This window comes from Janthinobacterium sp. BJB446 (assembly GCF_002735655.1).
Classification (GTDB): domain Bacteria; phylum Pseudomonadota; class Gammaproteobacteria; order Burkholderiales; family Burkholderiaceae_D; genus Janthinobacterium; species Janthinobacterium lividum.
This window is the reverse complement of sequence record NZ_PDZK01000006.1, coordinates 1-18,294: the sequence shown is the minus strand read 5'-3', so window position 1 is coordinate 18,294 and position 18,294 is coordinate 1. Positions and strand designations below refer to the sequence as shown.

Below are 18,294 nucleotides of genomic sequence, written 5' to 3'. Positions count from 1 at the left end.
AACTGCTTATTTCATCCACAGGCGCATCGAATCCCAGGCGCGGCCGAAGATCGTGGCCTGGTTGATGGTTTCCAGCGCCACGACAGGCAGTTCCAGCAGGACCTTGTCGTCGACCATCATTTTCAGTTTGCCGACAGGGGCGTTTTCAGCCAATGGCGCGACCAGCGGGTCCTTGCGTTCCAGCACCGGTTTCATCTTGGCAGCCGTGCCTTTGGGTACGGTGACGAGCACATCGCGGGCGAAACCGATTTTCACGGTGCCTTTCGAGCCCTTCCACACTTCCGGCGTGGCCACGGCCTGGCCCTTCGAGTACAGCTTGACCGTATCGAAGTTCTGGAAGCCCCAGTTCAGCAGCTTCTGGCTTTCCTGCGTGCGGGCCTGGTCCGACGAGGTGCCCAGCACCACGGAGATCAGACGGCGCTCGCCCGTGCCGCCTGGACGGCGGGCCGACGCGATCATGCAATAGCCGGCCGCTTCCGTGTGGCCCGTCTTCATGCCATCGACGGTTGGGTCCAGCCACAGCAGGCGGTTGCGGTTAGGCTGGGTAATCTTGTTGTACGTAAAACTTTTGATGGAATCGATTTTGTAGAATTCCGGGTAGTCGGCGATCACGCGCTTGGCCAGCACGGACAGGTCTTGCGCCGTGGAATAGTTATCGGGGCTAGGCAAGCCATGCGGATTGGCAAAACGCGTGTTTTTCAAGCCCATGCGTTGCGCTTCGCGATTCATCAGCACGACGAACGTGCCTTCATCGCCAGCAACGGCTTCAGCCAGCGCCACGGCGGCGTCGTTACCCGATTGAATCATCAGGCCGTGCAGCAAATCGTCGATCGAGACAGGGGTAGCCGGGTCGATGAACATCTTCGAGCTGCTCGAATCGACTTTCCAGGCGCGCACGGACACGTTCACTTTTTGGTCCAGTGCCAGTTTCTTTTCGCGGATGGCGGCAAACGTCAGGTAAGCCGTCATGATCTTGGTCAACGATGCCGGCTCGATGCGCGCGTCCGGATCTTGCGACGCAATGATCTGGCCACTGGTGGCGTCAAGCAACAGCCAGGACTTGGCGGCGATGGTCGGGGCTGGCACGCTCTGGGCGTAGGCGGCGGAAAAGAAAAATACACTGGAGGCCAGTGCCGCTAAAAGTTTTTTCATGGGGCTGGTCTGCGAGAAAAAGATGAAGGCTGAGGGCCATGCTGTTGCTACCTGCATGGCCGCGTGGAAAAAACGGATCAATTATAGCCGTGGAGGCGCTAGTAAGCCCACACTTCAATGATCATCTGCTGCGATTGCGGGTTTGTCACCATGCCACAGGGCAATCACGAGGTTCTTGATGTGGTTGAGCTTGCGGTGGAAAAAGTGGTCGGCGCCGGGGATCACGATCACGGGAATGTCTTGTGGACGGGCCCAGTCGAAGACGGCGGACAGGGGAATCGTGTCGTCCAGTTCGCCGTGGATCAAGATGGTGTCGGCGGGAATATCGGCCATGGCCCACTTGCCGGCCGCGCTGCCGATCAGCGCCAGGCGCTCGGCGGGTGTGCCTGCGGCAGCCAGGCGCTCCTGCAGTTTCGATTGCACGAAGGTGCCGAACGAGAAACCGGACAAGGCCACGGGCAAGCCCGGGTACAGGCCGCGCATGTGTTCATACAGCAATTGCATGTCGTCCGTCTCTCCCGCGCCATGGTCATGCACGCCTTCGGAAGCGCCGACGCCGCGGAAGTTGATGCGCGCTACCACGTAACCGAGGGCGACAAACGCGCGCGCCAGGGTTTGCGTGACCTTGTTATCCATCGTGCCGCCATACAGCGGATGCGGATGGGCCACAAGGGCGATGCCGCGCGGGGTGTCTGCCGGGAAATCGAGCAAGCCTTCCATGCTGCCTGCATGGCCGGCGAGGGTAAATTTTTCCGAGTTTCTGTTCATGATGCTCATACTGGTGGGTATCTCTTAAATTGGCATTAAATCTTGAGGCGTTCGACAATTTTGCCGCCCACCAGGTGCGTATCGATGATTTCATCGATATCGCTGGTGTCGACATAGGTGTACCAGGTCGCTTCCGGGTAGATCACCAGCAGCGGGCCTTCTTCGCAGCGGTCCATGCAGCCGGCCTGGTTGATGCGGATCTTGCCCGCGCCATTCATGTCGAGTTCCTTGATGCGGCGCTTGCAATGCTTTTGCGCCGCTTCCGCGCCATGGTCGCCGCAGCTGTTGCGGCCGTCTTCACGTTTATTCATGCAGAAAAAAACGTGGCGTTCAAAATACGGTGCGTCGCTCATACTATTCTCCTGCTGATTCATCAATGCGCCATGATAACGCTTATGGGTGGTCTTCGCGACGCTGGCGCTGCACGTCCTCCTGCCGGTTCAGGCGGTGCGAGGGCAGACACAGGAACCACAGGGCCATGAAGGGCCACAGCAAGGCGAGGAATTGCGCCGCGCCATTGAAGTTCAGGAACTTGCCTTGCACCCAGCCTTGCAAGGTTGACATGAAGTACGGGTTGATCGGCGTCGTATTCACCATCACCAGGCTCAGCAGCAAGGTGGCGGCCGCGATGCGGCGCTGCGCCACGTGCGGGGCGAACGCCAGGCCGCCCAGCATGATCAGGCCGATCAGGAAACCGCCCTGGGCGCCCGGCGTGATCCAGACGAAGGCGTTTTCGGGCGAAAACAGCAGCGCGCTGGCCATCGAGCGCACGGTCAGGGCGGCGGCGATGAGGATCAGCATCAGCACGGTGCGGGGCGCCGCGCGGCGCAGCAGGCACAGCAAGGTAAGCACGGCGCCCGTCATGCCGCACGCCGTGATAATGGTTTCCGAAAGCCAATATTGCTCGACAGTTAAGATCACGTCGGGACGCAGATACGTGGCCAGGTCGATCTCCATGCCCGCCAGGCGCGACAGCCAGTCCGACAGGATGGGCAGCAGCTGGCCCAGGCCGAACAGATAGCCTTGCGGATAGATCTGCGCCAGCGGCCACAGGGCCACCAGCACCAGGCCCTGGCTGGCGTGCTGGGCAAACCAGCGCTGGCGCAAGCGGTACAAATGGCTATGGTCGAGCAGCTTGCGCGCCGTCAGGGCGCCGATGATGGAACCGATGCAGCAGCCGGCCGAATTCGTATAAAAGTCCAGATTCGACGATACGCGGCTGGGCAAATAGGTTTGCACGGCTTCCATGCTGCCGGAAATCAACATGCCGCACAGGCTGGCGACGATGACGGCAAAGAAACCCGTGATGCGTGGAAACAGTGAATACACGATCAAGGCGCCCAGCGGGATGTAGCCGACGACATTGATGCCCACGTCAAAGCCCGTCCAGTAGCGGGGCATGCGCGTGTTTTCCAGGAACGTCAGCGGCGACAGGCCATTGCTGTGCCAACCCGTGAATGGAAACCAGCTGGCGTACACGATCAGGAAGACGTAGGCGAGCAGGGTCGCGCGCGACACGGGCGAGGAGCGGACGGGCGGCAGTGGTGCCGCCGGACTGGCGGGGGAAGCTGGCGCCGTCATTCTTTCGGGATGGTCAGCGTGCCCAGCCAGGTCAGCAGGTCAGCGGCGATGGCGTCCGAGGCCGCCGCCAGCGCCTGCGCGCCCCCTTGCGCGTCGGCGCTGCTTGCCGGGCCGCTGCGGCTGAAGGTTTTCTGGTCGATCAGGCGGTGGCCGCGGAACAGCGAGGCGCGCAGCGAGACATGGCCGCTGCTCTGCGTCTGCGTATCGAAAGCTTGCGAAAAATCATCGACGTCGATGCGCAGCAGGGGCATGCCGGCGGCCGCGTCCGTGGTCGACAGCACTTTCACGCCGCTTTGCGCCACGCGGGTTTTCAGGCGTTGGCTCAGCAGTTGCAGCGGCGGCGTGTTCCAGCGGTTGTAGGCGTACGGGCGCGATTGCTGCGCATCGGCGTACAGCAAGCGGTAATACATGCGCTGGCTGTCCAGCCAGGATGGACCGTTGGCGTCGGCGATTACCAGCACGGGCACGGCTGGCGCCGCCGGCTGCGCGGCGGCCAGCGGCGCGGCCGGGCCGAAATCATAAAACGTGGGGACGGGGCCGCGGCTGGCGCAACCGCCCAGCAGGAATGCGGCGGCCAGGACGAGTGCGCTGAGATTGCGTGGGATAGGCATGCGGTGTTCTCCTTATTTGCCCGGTGCCGAAAAACCGGGCTCGCCCGGGCCGGGCGGGATGTCTGGGGCGCCGAACAAGATGCTCTGCGGCTGTTCATTGAGCGTGCTCATGGTGGTTTTCAGGGCGCGCATCGAAGAGCGCGCTTCGCCGCTCAGCTCGATTACCTGCGGCAAGACTTCCAGCGATACGCCATTGGCCACCGTTTCCACCGAGTTGCCGACCCGGTCGACCGTGCCATTGACCTTGTCGAGCACGCCGCCGGGCGCCTGGATATCGTTGCCCAGTTTTTTCCACGTGGCCGTCAAGTCCGACACGTTCTTGCCGGCCGTGCTGACGGCCGTCAGGGTTTGCCGCGTCTGTTCCGTCAGTTGCGGCAATTGCGTCAGGGTCGGCTCGAGCTGCTGCGGAATGGCGCCAAAGGCCTTGGCCGCCTTGCCCACTTCATTGAAGGCGCCCAGCATGGCCGCCTGGTTCTCGGGGCTGAGCAGGTTGTTGACCTTGTTGGTGATCTGTTCGGCCTGGTCGAGGATGCGTTTGCCGCGCTTTTCCAGCTGGTCGAGCAAGCCCGCGCGCAGGGGAATCAGCGACGGCTTGTCCTTGCTGGTGCCCAGCAGTTTCGAGCCCACCTGTTCATCGTCGAGCTGGATGTAGGCAATGCCCGTCACGCCCTGGTAGCCGAGGGTGGCAAAGGTGGTGTTGGTGACGGGGGTATCGGGCGCCACGCTGATGTGCACGAGGATTTGCCCCGCCTTTTGCGTGTCGAAGTCGATGGCGTCGACCTTGCCCACTTCCAGGCCCCGGTAGCGCACGGTCGCCTGCGGGTTCAGGCCCGGCACGGACAGGGTGGTGGCGAGCAGGTAAGGCACCCGTTCCACGCGGTCGCGGTTGAACCAGACGCCAAACAGAATGGCGGCCACCAGCAGGGTGAGCGTAAAAAATCCCGTCATCAGGGCATGTGATCTGTTTTCCATTACTTCTCCGCTTTCTTGTCTGTGCCGGCATCGTCGCCTGGCTGGGCCGCATTGCCCGCCGCCGCCTGTTTCTCATCGAGGACGGCCAGCGCGCGCTTGCCGCGGTCGCCGAGGAAAAATTGCTTGATGAACGGGTGGTCGACTTCGATCACCTCGCGCGTGGGGCCGATGGCGATCACGTGTTTTTCCGCCAGCACGGCGATGCGCGTGGACAGGGCGAACAAAGTGTCTAGGTCATGCGTGACCATCACCACTGTCAAGCCCAGTTCGCGGTGCAGCGACTGGATCAGGGCGACAAAACTTTCCGACAGGTCCGGGTCCAGGCCCGCCGTGGGTTCGTCGAGGAATAATAATTTCGGTTCCAGCGCCAGGGCGCGCGCCAGCGCCACGCGCTTGATCATGCCGCCCGACAAGTCCGAGGGCATTTTCAGCGCATGTTCCGGGCCCAGGCCCACCATGTTCATCTTTAATAGTACCGCGTCGTGCACCAAGGCTTCGGGCAGCACGCGCAATTCGCGCATGGGCTGGGCCACATTGTCGAACACGGTCAGGGCCGAATACAGGGCGCCTTGCTGGAACAGCATGCCCCAGTGGTTGCGCAACTGTTGCAGCTGGTCGGAACTTGCCTGGTTGATATCTTCGCCAAAGACCTTGACGCATCCCCGCGCCGGATGTTCCAGGCCCAGCATCTGGCGCAGCAGCACCGTCTTGCCCGTGCCGGAGCCGCCCACGATGGACAGGATCTCGCCCCGTTCGATTTCCAGGTTCAAATCCTGGTGCACGACGGTGCGGCCGAACTTGGTCCACAGATTGGTGATGTCCACCACGGGCGCGTCGCCGTGCAGGTTGAACTGGCCTTCCTTGCCGGTGCCGCAAGCGATATTGGTGTCGTCCGCCATCAGTAGCCCACTCCATTGAAGACGATGGCGAACACGGCGTCGGCCAGGATCACGACCGTGATGGCCGTGACGACGGCGGTGGTGGTGCCGCGCCCCAGGCTTTCCGTGTTGGCCTTGATGCGCAGGCCGAAGTGGCACGAGACCAGCGCGATCAGCATGCCGAAGATGACGCCCTTGCCCAGGCCGATCATGTAGTTGGCCAGCGGCACGGCGTCGGGCAGCTTCTGGATGAAGTAGCGCGCCGACAGGTTCAGTTCCACCTTGGCCGCCACCATGCCGCCGATCAGCGCGGCCGTATCCGTCCAGATGACGAGCAGGGGCATGGAAATGGCCAGGGCCAGCACTTTCGGCATGATCAGGCGGAATCCGTGCGAAATGCCCATCACCAGCATGGCGTCGAGCTCTTCCGTGACGCGCATGACGCCCAGCTGGGCCGTGATGGACGAGCCCGAGCGGCCCGCGACGAGGATGGCGGCGAGCAGCGGCCCCAGTTCGCGAATGACGCTCATGCCCAGCAGGTTGACCAGATAGATGTCGCCGCCAAAGGCGCGCAGCTGCTGCGCGGACAGATAGGACAGCACCACGCCGATCAGAAAGCCGACGAGGGCCGTGATGCCCAGCGCCTGGAAGCCCGCATGGAAGATATTGGCGGAAATTTCACGCCATGGCCCGCGCATCGGATGGCGCGCGAAGCGGCCGATATCCTGCGTCACCTGGCCCACGAGGGCAATAAAACCCTTCAAATGTTCGAAAAACAGCAGGATGGCCATGCCCAGTTTCATCACGGGCGTGAGGCGGTTGGCGCGCGAGGGCGGCGTTTCCAACGGCCCCGTTTCTTCGATGCGCCTGAAAAACTCTTCCTGCGACGGCGCCAGGGTCAGCTGCGCCGGACGCTGCTTGCCCCAGGCATTCCAGAACAGCTGGGCGCCGATATGGTCCATGCTGTCGATGGCCGACAGGTCCCATTGCGCCTTGGTATCGCCCTGCAAGGGCCTGAGCTGGGCATCGATGGCCTTGATGGCATTGTCATGCGCCAGCGCGTGCACCTGCCAGGTGCCGCTGGCAGTGACAAGGGCTCCCTGTTGGGAGCTGGTCTGGGAGAGGGTCAGTTTCGGCGATTGTACAGTCGGCATCGTGCCAGTTTAAGGGAGAATGGCGCAGACCGCCACCGCTGTTCAATCGCCAGCCTGTCAGGAAGCCAGATGGCGTGCCTGCCGCTGCGGCAGGGCCACGTCCGGGCGCACCTTGGCGCCGCTAGTACTCACTTCGCTTGGCTTGCCATGCGCGGCCGCCTGCGCGCCGCCCGCATAGTCGCTGGCCAGCAGGGCATTGGCCTCGACCGCGCTCATGCCGCGCGTCTGCAGCCATTGCGCCACCAGCTTGGCCAGGCGTTCCATGGCGATGCGGTGGGTGGCATCCGTGTGGGCGTACAGCCAGTTCGAAAAATCCATGAAGTTTTCAAACGGCGCATCACCGAGCATCCATTGCACCGTATTGGCGAAGCGGCCCGAGTTGGCCACCAGGTCCCAGTAGCGGGCGAAGCGCACGAGGCGCTGCATGCTCATGAAATCGAGCTGTTTATTCGCCAGGATGGTGTAGGGCGGGTGCGGATCGAACACCATGCCGTAGTTTTCCGTATGGCGGATGATGGGCGTGCCGCGCAGCCGCTTTAATATGCCGAACTGGATTTCATGCGGTTTCAAGGCCACCAGCTTGTTGAAGCCGGCCGCGAAACTCGCTTCATCCTCGCCCGGCAAGCCGGCGATCAAGTCCACGTGCAGGTGGGCGTTCGATTCCTCGCACAGCCAGCGGATGTTGTCGGCCGCCTTTTGATTGTCCTGCTTGCGGCTGACCAGCGATTGCACGTCCGGATTGAAGCTCTGGATGCCGATCTCGAACTGCAGCGCGCCGGGCGGGAACTTGCTGATGCCTTCTTTCAAGGCATCGGGCAAGTGGTCGGGCACCAGTTCGAAGTGGGCATAGATGGGATCGTCCGGGTTCGCCTCGATCTTGTCCAGAAAGAACTGCATGATCTTCAAGCTGGTCTTGATGTTCAGGTTGAAGGTGCGGTCGACGAACTTGAACAGGCGGGCGCCGCGCGCATGCAGGGATTCCATCTCGGCCAGGAAATTTTCCAGGGCGAAGGGCCAGGCCGTCTTGTCCAGCGCGGACAGACAGAATTCGCACTTGAACGGGCAGCCGCGCGATGCTTCCACGTAAATCGTGCGGTGGCGGATATCGTCGTCTGTATACAAGGAGTAGGGCAGTTGCAGTTCCGCCAGCGGCGCTTGCACGCCGGCATGGATCTTCATCAGCGGCTTCGGCCCGTTGAGGATCTCGCCGCACAGCTTGGGGAAGGTGACGTCGCCCCAGCCCGTGATCAGGTAGTCGGCCAGTTTGACGATCTCTTGCTCGCCCGCTTCATGCGACACTTCCGGCCCGCCCAGCACGATGATGACCTCGGGCGCCACGCGCTTGAGCATGGCCACCAGCTTCGTTGTTTCCTCGACGTTCCATATATACACGCCAAAACCGATGATGCGCGGCTTGTTGACGAGGATGCGCTCGACCAGTTCCGTGGTTTTCGTGCCGATGACGAATTCCTGCAGCCGCGTCTGCGCCTGCAATGGCCCCATATTGGCCAGCAAATAGCGCAATCCCAGCGAGGCGTGGGTGTAGCGGGCGTTCAGGGTGGAGAGCAGGATGGTCATGGGAGGCGATGGAAACGGCGAAACCGCTATTTTACGCTGTCGCGTCACCGGTGCGCTGCGGCCAGAAATGCCATGTTACCATTTGTCAATAATTACTAACTTGTCAATGCTACGGCAGGGTAAAGGAATACACGGTGCTGGCGAAAAAAGTACAAGATAAAAAAGTGCTTAGTAAAAAAGTCCTGGTCGGGGCACTTGCCGGGGTGGCGCTGGTGGCGGCCGCGCTGGTCGGCTACCGCGTCTTCGGCTGGGGCGCGATGGGGCCGGTCAACGGCCTGAAGCTGGATTTATCCCGGCCCGACGCGCTGGTCCGGACGAAAAGCCTGTCGACCTTGCCGCGCGACCTGCTGACGGTGCCGCTGGCGCGCGACGTGCTGCGCGAGGATTTCCTCTTCTATTACGAGCAGAGCGAAGACCGGCTGGGCCTGAAGGGCAGCTTGCGCCGCATCGCCTACGAACATGAGCTGGGATGGGGCGACCAGTTGCTGCGCATGGTGCTGGACCAGCCTGCGGAAGTGGCCCTGTGGCGCGACGCCGACGGCTCGCTCAAGCACTTCGCCATCGCCGTGTCGCGTGGCCAGTTGACGCGCCTTCTCGAGGAAGCGGGAAAGATCGCCTTGAAGGATACGCAAATGCGCGTGGCCGGCAGCTTGCGCGTCGATGGCGGCCAGGTGCCGGTGTACGCGCTCAATTACGCCTACCAGCGCACCTTGCTGTTTGCCGCGCACGGCCAGCGCCTCGTTATCCTGTCCCATCCCGGCATGCTGTATGGCGGCAGTGATGGCAAGAATGGCGATGGCACGGCCGAGAAAACCGTGGCCAGCCTGCTGGCGCCGGAGCCGGCCAAACAGAATGTCTTTCATCCGCAGTTCCATCTCGACAGCGCCGCGCCCGAGGGCCACAGCATCGCCGTCAAGGCGGATTTCCTGTCATTCGGTTACCAACCCTTCTTTGGCGCGCTTGAAGCGCTGCGCTTCGATTTCAGCAAGGGCGCCTGGCAGTCCAAGGTGCTGCTCAATGCCGACAAATTGAACAAGAGCGGCAAGGGCGGCTACGACAGCAGCGCCTTGTGGCCCGTGCTGCCGCACAACCCGAGCGCCTGTTTCAGCGTGCCGGTGGACTGGACCGCGCTGCAGCCCGTGCTCAAGCGCCTGGGCGACAAGACATCGGCGCCGGTGGTACCGCTGGCCGGACATTTGCAAGGCCCTGCCGCCGCATGCTGGTACGGTACTTCGCGCCTGCATACGCCGGTGTTTGTCGCCACCCGCAGTGCGCAGGCCGGTGATGACGCTGTATATGGCAGCCTGTTCGAGGCGGCCATCGGCGGCAAGGACCCCGTGCGCAAGACCACTGGCAAGGATGGCGCCGTTCGTTGGGAGCGCAGCGTCGCCACGGCCCTGGGCCAGTCCACGCCGGCGCTGGCCGTGGCCGGCAATACGGTGGTCTTTTCCGCCGACGGCAAGCTGGTGGACCAGGTGCTGGCCGTGCGCCGCAAGCAGGCGCCGGCCGCCAGCGACCTGCTGTCCGATGGCGCGCGCACCATTGGCCTGATCGCGCCGGCATCGCTGGCCCGGCTGATCCAGCTGGAAGCCTTCGATACTCTGCCGGCGAATAACGAACCGGTACTGCGCGCAGCCGCCAACGAACACCTGGTGCCGCGCCTGAACGCCTTGAAAAAATACCCGCCGCTGCGCATGGTGCTCAAGCGGCAGCCAGCCAGCGGCACGTCATGGGAAACGCTGGAATGGCAGGAGACCGCGCGATGACGGTGTGGCACGCGCGCCGCGCCACCTTGCGCCGGCTCGTGGCTTGTGCCGCCACCGCGGCAGTGCCCCAGGCGTGGGCCCTGCGCGCGGCCGCCGAACCGCAAGTGCAGCTGTCGCAGGCCCAGAGCCGCGCCTTCCAGGCCTGGATGCTGCGCATCGTCAATGCGCAGATCGAACGCGGGCCGTCACCGCGCTGGACGCACCGCGATTGCGCCGGCCTGGTGCGCTTTGCCGTCAACGAAGCCTTGACCGTGCATGACGCGAAGTGGCTGCATGCGAACGGCATCGCCAGCGACCGGCGCCTGCCGCCCGAGCTGGAACTGGACGCGAAGCAGGCAGCTTTGCGCAACCGCTGGGTGCAGACGGGCGGCAGCGTCGGCCACTTCGTCACGGCGCTGGCGCTGGTGCAGCACAACAGCCGTTTCATCGCCCGCGAAATCAGCCAGGCGCTGCCCGGCGACCTGCTGTTTTTCGACCAGGGCGACGAACAGCACCTGATGGTCTGGATGGGGGCGCGCATCGCCTACCACACCGGCACCGTCACCCCCGACGACAATGGTCTGCGGACCGTCGATATCAAAGAACTTACGAGCTGGAAGGACACGCGGTGGCAACCTGTGGTCAACAATCCGAATTTCGCCGGTGTGTTCCGGCTGGCGTTCCTGTCATGAAGCTTCTCATGAAGCTGTTATTTGCCGGCCTGCTGGCGCTGGTGCTCATAGGCGGTGCCTCCGCGCAGCAGCGCGAAGCGAGCAACTACAGCACCTTCAAGGGCGAGCCCTTCTTCCTGCTGTCGGACGCCAGCTACGGCAGTCTTGATGAAGCGCGCGTGCGGCTGGAAGTGCCGGGCCGCGATATGGGACGCATGAACCTGGAAGCGTATTCGGGCGCCGACATCGTCGTCTACCGCGTGCCCGAACCGATGGAATTCCTGAAGAAACAGCGCAATCTGCACCGCATCCAGGTTGAAGGCAATTACCAGGGCGAGGGCCTGGCCAATACGCTGAGCTTTCTGTGGGATAGCTGGTGGAAGCAGTCGCGCCTGGCCTGGCGCAAGCTGTTTTCCGGCGAGGCGCGCCGCGCCGTCACGAAAGAGCAGCCGCAACTGGCGACGAATGACGCGATCCGCAAGCCGACCGTGTTTGCCAACCATCCGCAGTACAAGCCGATCAAGGGCATGGAGCTGGTCGAGAGCTTCCGCTATCCGATCTGGCAAGCCAAGGCCATCGCGCCGCCGAAAGGCGTCAAGCTCGATGGCTCCAGCAGCGACTTCATCGTCGCCGGCGCCGGCAACGTGATGATACCGCTGGGCAAACGCAAGCCGGGCTTGTACCTGATCGAAGCGATCATCGGCGAGCACCGCGCCACCACCCTGGTGTTCGTGTCGGACACGGTGGCCGTCACCAAGGTATCGTCCGGCCAGATGCTGGTGTGGACGGCGCGGCGCGACAACAGCGCCGCCGTGGCTGGCGCCAGCGTGGCGTGGACGGACGGCACCGGCGTGCTGCAGTCGGCCACTACGGGGGCAGATGGCGTCGCCTCGCTCGAGCGCGGCAGCCCGGAACATACGTATGTGCTGGGCCAGGACCGCGACGGCGGCGTGTTCGTGTCCGAGAATTTTTACTATGACAGCGAAATCTATAACACCAAGATTTATGCGGTAACCGACCGGCCCCTGTACCGGCCCGGCGACGAAGTCAATGTCAAGTTTTTGGGGCGAGAATTCACTTCGGCGCGCGCATCGCAGGCGGCCGCTGCTGCGCCGCTGAGCCTGACCGTGCTCAATCCGAACGGCACGCCGCTGCTGACGCAAACGCTGCAGCTGTCCGGTGACATGGGCGCCGACACGCGCTTCCGCCTGCCCACGGAAGCCACCGCCGGCGGCTATGAGCTGCGCTTCAATTACAAGGATGGCGTGTATGGCGCGGCCTTCCGCGTGGCCGAATACGTCAAGCCGCATTTTGAAATCAACGTCCAGCCATCGAAACCGGAATTCAAGACGGGCGAGGCGGTCAAGGGCAGCATCGCGCTGCGCTACCCCGATGGCAAACCGGTGAAAAACGCGAAGATGACCTTGTCGCTGCGCAGCCAGCAAAACACCATGGTCGAGGGCGAACTGCGTTACAGCGGCCTGTTCCCCGTGGCGCTGAAAACCGAGGAAGTGACGAGCGATGGCAGCGGCAATGTGGACTTCACCTTGCCGCCCGCCGCCGATCCGTCGCGCTACATCCTGACCGTGCTGGCGACCGATGGCGCGGCCTACCGCGTCAAGACGACGCGCGAGCTGATGATAGAACGTTCGAGCAGCAGCTACCAGCTGAAGGCCGCGCGCCAGTTTTCCGATCCGGGACAAAACGTGCATTTCGACCTGGTGGCCGATGGCCAAAGCGCGGCCAAGCCCGTGCGCTGGGAGATGGTGCAGCTGGAAAAACAGGGCAAGACCGAGGGCGCATTTGATCCGGCCGCCAAGGGCTGGGATGTGACATTCCCCGCATCGGGCTCGTATCAGCTGGCGCTGCGCGACGAGCGCGGCAACTTGCTGGCCGCCGCCAGCCACTGGGTGTCGGGTGACGGCGTGCAGGCGACGCCGGGCAGCATCGAGATCGTGCTGGACCGCGCCCGCTATCGTCCCGGCGACACCGCCGAAGCGCTGATCACGTTTTCCGACAAGGTCGACCAGGCGCTGTTCACGCTCGAGCGCGACAAGGTGGAGCACCATGGCTTGATGGCCGGCGCCGCTGATTGGTACCAGGCGAAGCGCGTGGCGCCGCGGCAGTGGCGCGTGCGCATTCCCGTCAAGGAGGAGCATGGGCCGAACATGACGTTCTCGGTAGCCTATACCCGCAATGGCGATTTCGTCTTTGAGAACGCGGGCCTGCAAGTGATCGAGCCGCGCGTCGCGCTGCAGTTCAAGAGCGACAAGGAGGTCTACCAGCCGGGCGAGAAGGTCACCCTGGACGTCAAGGCGACCCTGGACGGCAAGCCCCTGAGCACCCTGGTGGCGCTGGGCGTGGTCGATGAAATGATCTATGTGCTGCAGCCGGAAATCGCGCCGGACATCGGCGACTTCTTCTATCATCCGCGCCGCAACAACGTGCGCACCACGGCCAGCCTGTCTTTCATCAGCTACGACATGGCCCAGGGGCGCACCGCGGGCGCACCGGCGCGCCACAACTACAACGAGCGGGGCGTCAAGGTACTCGAACGTCCGCGCCGCGACAATATCGATACCGCGTACTGGGCGCCATCGCTGAAGACCGATGCCAATGGCAATGCGCGCGTGAGCTTCATCATGCCCGACGCGCTGACCCGCTGGAGGATCACGGGCCGCGCGATGGATGAGCAGGGACGGGTCGGCCAGCGCACCGCCTATCTGCGTTCGGACAAGAATTACTATGCCAAGTGGACCGCGCCGGACTGGATGCGCGCCGGCGATGCGCCGCGCGCTTCGGTGGCCGTGTTCAACCAGACGGGCAAGGAGCAGGCGCTCGACGTGGTGCTTTCCGGCGGTGCAGGCGGCACGCAAGCGAAGACGGAAAAACTGACCGCCAAACCGGGCGTCAATTACGTTGAATTTCCGCTCGCTGCAGGCGCTGCCGGACCGCTGCGCCTGGAGGTAAAACAGAACGGCAAACTGGTCGACGCGCTGGATACCGCTATGCAGACGCTGCCCGCCACCTGGAGCAGCCCGCGCACGCTGGTGCTGCCGCTCGATGGCGCCGCTGGTGAGATTCCCCTCAAACTGCCGGCGGATGCGCGCAATATCCGCCTCTCGTTCGCGCAAGGAGCCGCCAGCCACTTCGCACGCATTGCCGACGATTTGATCGACTATCCATATGGCTGCGTGGAGCAGACGGCGAGCCGCCTGATTCCGCTGGCGCTGGCCACGCAAAGCCTGGGAGCGGATGCCGGCGCGGCAAGCGAGCGCCTGCAAACGCTGCTGACTGCGCAGCGCCTGCGCCTGGTGTCCATGGCCGGTCCGAATGCCGTCTTCGGCTGGTGGGGCAATGCCACGGCCGGCAATGCCTTGATGACGGCCTATGCCTATTACGCCGACTGGTACGCTGCGCGCGCGCTGCGCATCGAGCTGCCGCCCGAACACTGGAACAAGCTGCTGGCCGTCTACAGCGAACATGGCTTGAAGGACGCGATGGGCGACCGCGCGCTGGTGCTGTGGATGGCGCGCGAGATGGGTCTGCCCACGCAGACGCTGGCGGCGGGCCTGGTGGACGACAGCGCTATCGCCGTCCTGGGCGGCAAGCCGCGCCAGGCGGGCGACAGCGGCAGCCTGCTGCTGGGCGGTGCTTCTGACCGCGAAGCGCAAGCGATGTCGCTGGGCCTGGTGGCGCTGGTCGCCGCCCAGAACGGCATCGCCTTGCCGCATTCGCTGCAGCTGCAAGTGGCCAGCGCGTGGCAGGTGCTGCGCGAATCGAAAGCGCCGGTGGCGCAGGCCCTGCTGATGCTGGCTGGCGAAGTGCCGGCTACCCAGGCCGAGGCGGTGCTGGCCAGCGTGCGCGCCGAGATGCCGACCCTGGACCGCGCGATGACCTTGTTGTGGGTGCAAAAAAAGCTGGGCGGGGCATCGTTTGGCAAGGGGCCGGCCGTCGCGCCGGACGGTGCATGGCAAAAACGCGACAGCCGCGGCGGCCAGCCGCTCTGGCGTTGGAGCGATGCCAAGGGCCTGCCTGACAAACTGCGTCTCGCTGCATCGACCCCGGCGCCAGCCGGCACGGTGGCTGTGCTGCAGTACGACAGCCACGCCGCCGAAACGCAGACCTTGCCGGTCACCGTCGAACGGCGCATCCTGCGCATGAAGGCGGGCAAGGGCGGCTACACGACGGAGCTGGTCAAGCCGGGCGAGGCGCTCAGCACGGACGCGCTGTACCTCGATGAAATCACCTTGAAAGCGGCGGCGGGCGCGAAGCACCGCTTTGGCTTGCTGGAAGTGGCGCTGCCGCCGGGCGCCATGGTCGAATCGACCACCTGGGGCATGGTCATGGCGGGCGACAAGCCGGCCGCGCTGGAACGCGCGCGCCACACCGAGCGCCGCGACGGCTATGCGGTGCCGATCGAGCCTTTGGCCGGCGACGTGACCGTGCGCCATTTGATTCGCTTTGCACAGAAGGGCAGTTATGTGCTGCCGCCAGCGCGCTTTTATCGCATGTACCAGCCGGAGCAGAAAGCCCTCGAGGGCGGCGGCAAGGCCACGCGCGCGTTGAAAGTCGAGTGATGCGTGTGGTACTTCCTGCGTTGATGGCGGCCCTGCTGCTGGCCGCTCCTGCCCGGTCTGCATCGCTGGATGTCGCCTGGTGGCGCGACGGCAAGACGGAAGTGCGGCAGCTGCGCCAGGGCGGTGCTGCGCCGCCGCCGTTTGACGGCGCGCGGCAGGTGCCGCTGGCCAGCCTGTGGAAGCTGTTCGTATATGTGTACGCGAGCGATAGCAAGGTGGCGATGCCGGACTACCGCTGCGGCGGCCGCGATCCGGAAGAAGTGTATTGCTGCGATGCGGGCCAGAGCATCGGCCACGACGCGGCGCTGGCGCAGTCCTGCGGCCCCTTTTTCTCGCCCAGGCGTCTGATGATCGCGCCGGCTTCATGGCGCCAGTACTGGACGGGCCGCCTGGGTAGCGCACCCACAGGCGATTTTGCCTGGCTGTCCGACCCCGCGCAGCTGGCGCCGGCGCGCATGGTGCGCCTGGACAGCCTGCTGCGCGCGCTGGGCAGCATCCCGGCTGCCAGCCGCGCGGATGCCGAAGCGGCGCTGCTGCGCGTGGTGCTCGATGGGCGCGGCTTTGGTGCGGCGCGCTGGTTCGGCAGCCAGCTGCGCGTGAAGACGTATTCCTGGCACGAGCAGCGCCGGGCAGAAGAGCGTATCGGCGGCGCGGCCGGCTGGCTGGCCGACGGCACGCCGATCTGGTTTGGCGGCGCGGGCGGCAGCAGCAATGTCTTTGCACAGTGGGCGCCCAGACTGGCCGCCAGCTTGCCGCCAGTGGGCGCGGCCGACGATGGCGGCTGCGTGGTGGTCGATTACTTCAAGCGCTATCCGATCCGTGCCGTGCGCGGCGAGCGTGGTGCAGCCGCACCTGGCCCGCTCAATGGCCGCTACCATGTGCAATTCGAAAATGGCCAGAACCTGGCCCTGCGCAGCAGCGGCGAGTTGATGCTGCTGCAGGAGAAGGGCGGCCGCCCGCAATTGCGCGGCCGCTTCGGCGTCAATGAATATGTGGCGCGCGTGCTCGACCGCGAAGCGAATGCCGGCGAGCCGGAAGCGGCCAAGGCGCTGGCGATTGCCGCGCGCACGTATCTGCAGCAGAACGCCGTGACCGTGGCAGGCTGCCAGCAGATCGCCGACAGCAGTGCGACCCAGCGCGTCAGTCCCAGCCCCGCCACGCCGGCGGCGCTGGCGATTGCGCGCTGGACCGACCAGTTAATCGTCGATGGCGTCACCGTGCGCTATCACACGAACTTGCCGTCCGAGGGCACCATGGCATGGAGCGAGGCGGTGCGCCAGGCCAAACAGGGCAAGCACTATGATGAATTGCTGGCGGCAGCTTATCCCGGCGGCGCATTGACTACCTTTGGCAATACCGGCGCGCGTTGCCAGCGCCTGGCGCAGAACGAGGATTGGCTAGCGCGGTCCGTGCCGCGCTGGCAGCGCGTGCTGCTGCGCGAGGCCGGCTACGAGGCGCCGCCACAAGCGCCGCTGGTCTGCGCCTTGCAGAGTGGCGCGCCGTATTCGGAGCAGTCGCGCAACCGTATCTTCATGCGGCCGCTGGCCACGCGCGAAGACCGCATCACCCTGGCCCATGAATACCTGCATCTTGGCCTGCGCCGTCATCCGCGCGGCCAGGACGAAGAATATGTCGAGCGGCTGGCCCGCCGGCTCGTCGACCTTAACCTGGAGGCCCTGTGAGTTTTTATATCCGTTGCTCGATTCCCCTGATGCTATTGCCACTCTGGGCTCAGGCCCAGGTCACCATCGATGCACCGAAGGGCGGCTGGCGCAATTCGGCCGGCGCGCGCGAGGACTATACGCAAGCGGTGAATTACCCCGCCGCGTCCGTCAACCTGCAGCCGGGCCAGGCCGAGACGGCGCAGATACGGGGACGCATCGCGGGCGCCGTCAAGGGCAAGCCCGCTACTTTGGTAGTCAATGGCGTGGCGATGCCAATGGAAGTGGGCGAGGATGGCAGCTACGGACGTCCGTATGGCTTCGGCAGCGGCTCGAACAGCGTGGAAGTGCGCTCGCCGGATGGCAGGAGCCGTGCGCGCACCCAGTTTGTCGACAGCTACCAGGGCAAGACGCAGGCGCGCTTGCGTATCGTGCTGTCCTGGGACAGCGCCGGCACGGACCTCGATATGCACGTGGTCACGCCGGACGGTGGCCACGCCTGGTACGGCAATCGCGTCTTGAAAGATGGCGGCGCGCTGGATGTGGACGTGACCACCGGTTATGGCCCGGAGATCTTTTCCAGCGCGGCACCCCTGAAGGGCAATTATCACGTCTATGTCAATTACTACGGCAGCGGCGAGAACACCGCCATGCTGACTGTCGCCCGCATATCGGTCATCACCAACGAAGGCACGCCGCGTGAAAAGCTGCAGAGCTTCCAGGTACCGATGCGGGCTGCTGGCGAGCTGACCTTGGTGAAATCGTTCGTCTTGCCATAAATGGTCGCAAATGGCTCTTGCGGAGCCGCAGCACTATGGCTATAATTCGCCCCCTCGCTGAACGACGCATGCAAATGCAGCGTAAAGTGAGAAAAAAGAAGGAGTTGACGGACGTAGCGAAATGCTTCATACTCTTCCTTCTTCGCAGCTGACAAACACAACGC

14 protein-coding genes are annotated in these 18,294 nt (G+C 64.1%); 5 read left to right on the top strand and 9 right to left on the bottom strand.

Annotation, left to right across the window (positions count from 1 at the left end):
• Positions 1-6: 6 nt before the first annotated feature.
• From CSQ92_RS25440 to CSQ92_RS25400, 9 genes are all read right to left on the bottom strand, one after another.
• Entirely contained in the window at positions 7-1,152 is a 1,146-nt protein-coding gene (locus CSQ92_RS25440; RefSeq protein WP_034754313.1) for a D-alanyl-D-alanine carboxypeptidase family protein, read from the bottom strand.
• A 114-nt stretch (positions 1,153-1,266) separates the two neighbouring features.
• Positions 1,267-1,920: an alpha/beta hydrolase gene (locus tag CSQ92_RS25435; protein ID WP_070280179.1), complete on the bottom strand. Its 654-nt coding sequence runs from the start codon at positions 1,918-1,920 to the stop codon at positions 1,267-1,269.
• 35 nt (positions 1,921-1,955) lie between these two features.
• Complete coding sequence (locus CSQ92_RS25430; protein WP_034781335.1) at positions 1,956-2,273, bottom strand: (2Fe-2S) ferredoxin domain-containing protein; 318 nt, start codon at positions 2,271-2,273, stop codon at positions 1,956-1,958.
• A gap of 40 nt (positions 2,274-2,313) precedes the next feature.
• Positions 2,314-3,501, bottom strand: coding sequence for a VanZ family protein (locus CSQ92_RS25425; RefSeq protein WP_034781338.1), 1,188 nt, complete (start codon positions 3,499-3,501; stop codon positions 2,314-2,316).
• Positions 3,498-4,112 (bottom strand): ABC-type transport auxiliary lipoprotein family protein, encoded by a 615-nt coding sequence (locus tag CSQ92_RS25420; RefSeq protein WP_034781341.1) that lies wholly within the window; start codon positions 4,110-4,112, stop codon positions 3,498-3,500. Before CSQ92_RS25420 ends, CSQ92_RS25425 begins: the two co-directional genes overlap by 4 nt.
• Before the next feature lie 12 nt (positions 4,113-4,124).
• Positions 4,125-5,084: an MlaD family protein gene (locus tag CSQ92_RS25415; RefSeq protein WP_034781344.1), complete on the bottom strand. Its 960-nt coding sequence runs from the start codon at positions 5,082-5,084 to the stop codon at positions 4,125-4,127.
• Complete coding sequence (locus tag CSQ92_RS25410; RefSeq protein WP_070253863.1) at positions 5,084-5,983, bottom strand: ABC transporter ATP-binding protein; 900 nt, start codon at positions 5,981-5,983, stop codon at positions 5,084-5,086. Before CSQ92_RS25410 ends, CSQ92_RS25415 begins: the two co-directional genes overlap by 1 nt.
• Complete coding sequence (locus CSQ92_RS25405; protein WP_099395734.1) at positions 5,983-7,116, bottom strand: MlaE family ABC transporter permease; 1,134 nt, start codon at positions 7,114-7,116, stop codon at positions 5,983-5,985. Before CSQ92_RS25405 ends, CSQ92_RS25410 begins: the two co-directional genes overlap by 1 nt.
• A gap of 57 nt (positions 7,117-7,173) precedes the next feature.
• Entirely contained in the window at positions 7,174-8,694 is a 1,521-nt protein-coding gene (locus tag CSQ92_RS25400; RefSeq protein WP_099390197.1) for a B12-binding domain-containing radical SAM protein, read from the bottom strand.
• Positions 8,695-8,858: 164 nt separating this feature from the next.
• Between CSQ92_RS25400 and CSQ92_RS25395 the strand changes: the two genes are divergently transcribed.
• From CSQ92_RS25395 to CSQ92_RS25375, 5 genes are read left to right on the top strand one after another with little or no spacing between them, the layout of a single operon-like run.
• Entirely contained in the window at positions 8,859-10,460 is a 1,602-nt protein-coding gene (locus CSQ92_RS25395; RefSeq protein ID WP_180277112.1) for a DUF2138 family protein, read from the top strand.
• On the top strand, positions 10,457-11,131 hold the full coding sequence (locus tag CSQ92_RS25390) for a DUF1175 family protein (RefSeq protein WP_099395732.1): 675 nt from the start codon (positions 10,457-10,459) through the stop codon (positions 11,129-11,131). The genes CSQ92_RS25395 and CSQ92_RS25390 overlap by 4 nt, the downstream gene beginning before the upstream one ends.
• Positions 11,132-11,139: 8 nt before the next feature.
• The gene (locus tag CSQ92_RS25385) at positions 11,140-15,690 is read left to right on the top strand and encodes an alpha-2-macroglobulin family protein (RefSeq protein WP_099395731.1); all 4,551 of its coding nucleotides are present in this window, start codon (positions 11,140-11,142) and stop codon (positions 15,688-15,690) included.
• A complete protein-coding gene (locus CSQ92_RS25380; RefSeq protein ID WP_099395730.1) occupies positions 15,690-17,372 on the top strand; it encodes a DUF2300 domain-containing protein in 1,683 nt (560 codons plus the stop codon). The genes CSQ92_RS25385 and CSQ92_RS25380 overlap by 1 nt, the downstream gene beginning before the upstream one ends.
• A gap of 29 nt (positions 17,373-17,401) precedes the next feature.
• The gene (locus CSQ92_RS25375) at positions 17,402-18,130 is read left to right on the top strand and encodes a YfaP family protein (protein ID WP_070253868.1); all 729 of its coding nucleotides are present in this window, start codon (positions 17,402-17,404) and stop codon (positions 18,128-18,130) included.
• Positions 18,131-18,294 lie beyond the last annotated feature (164 nt).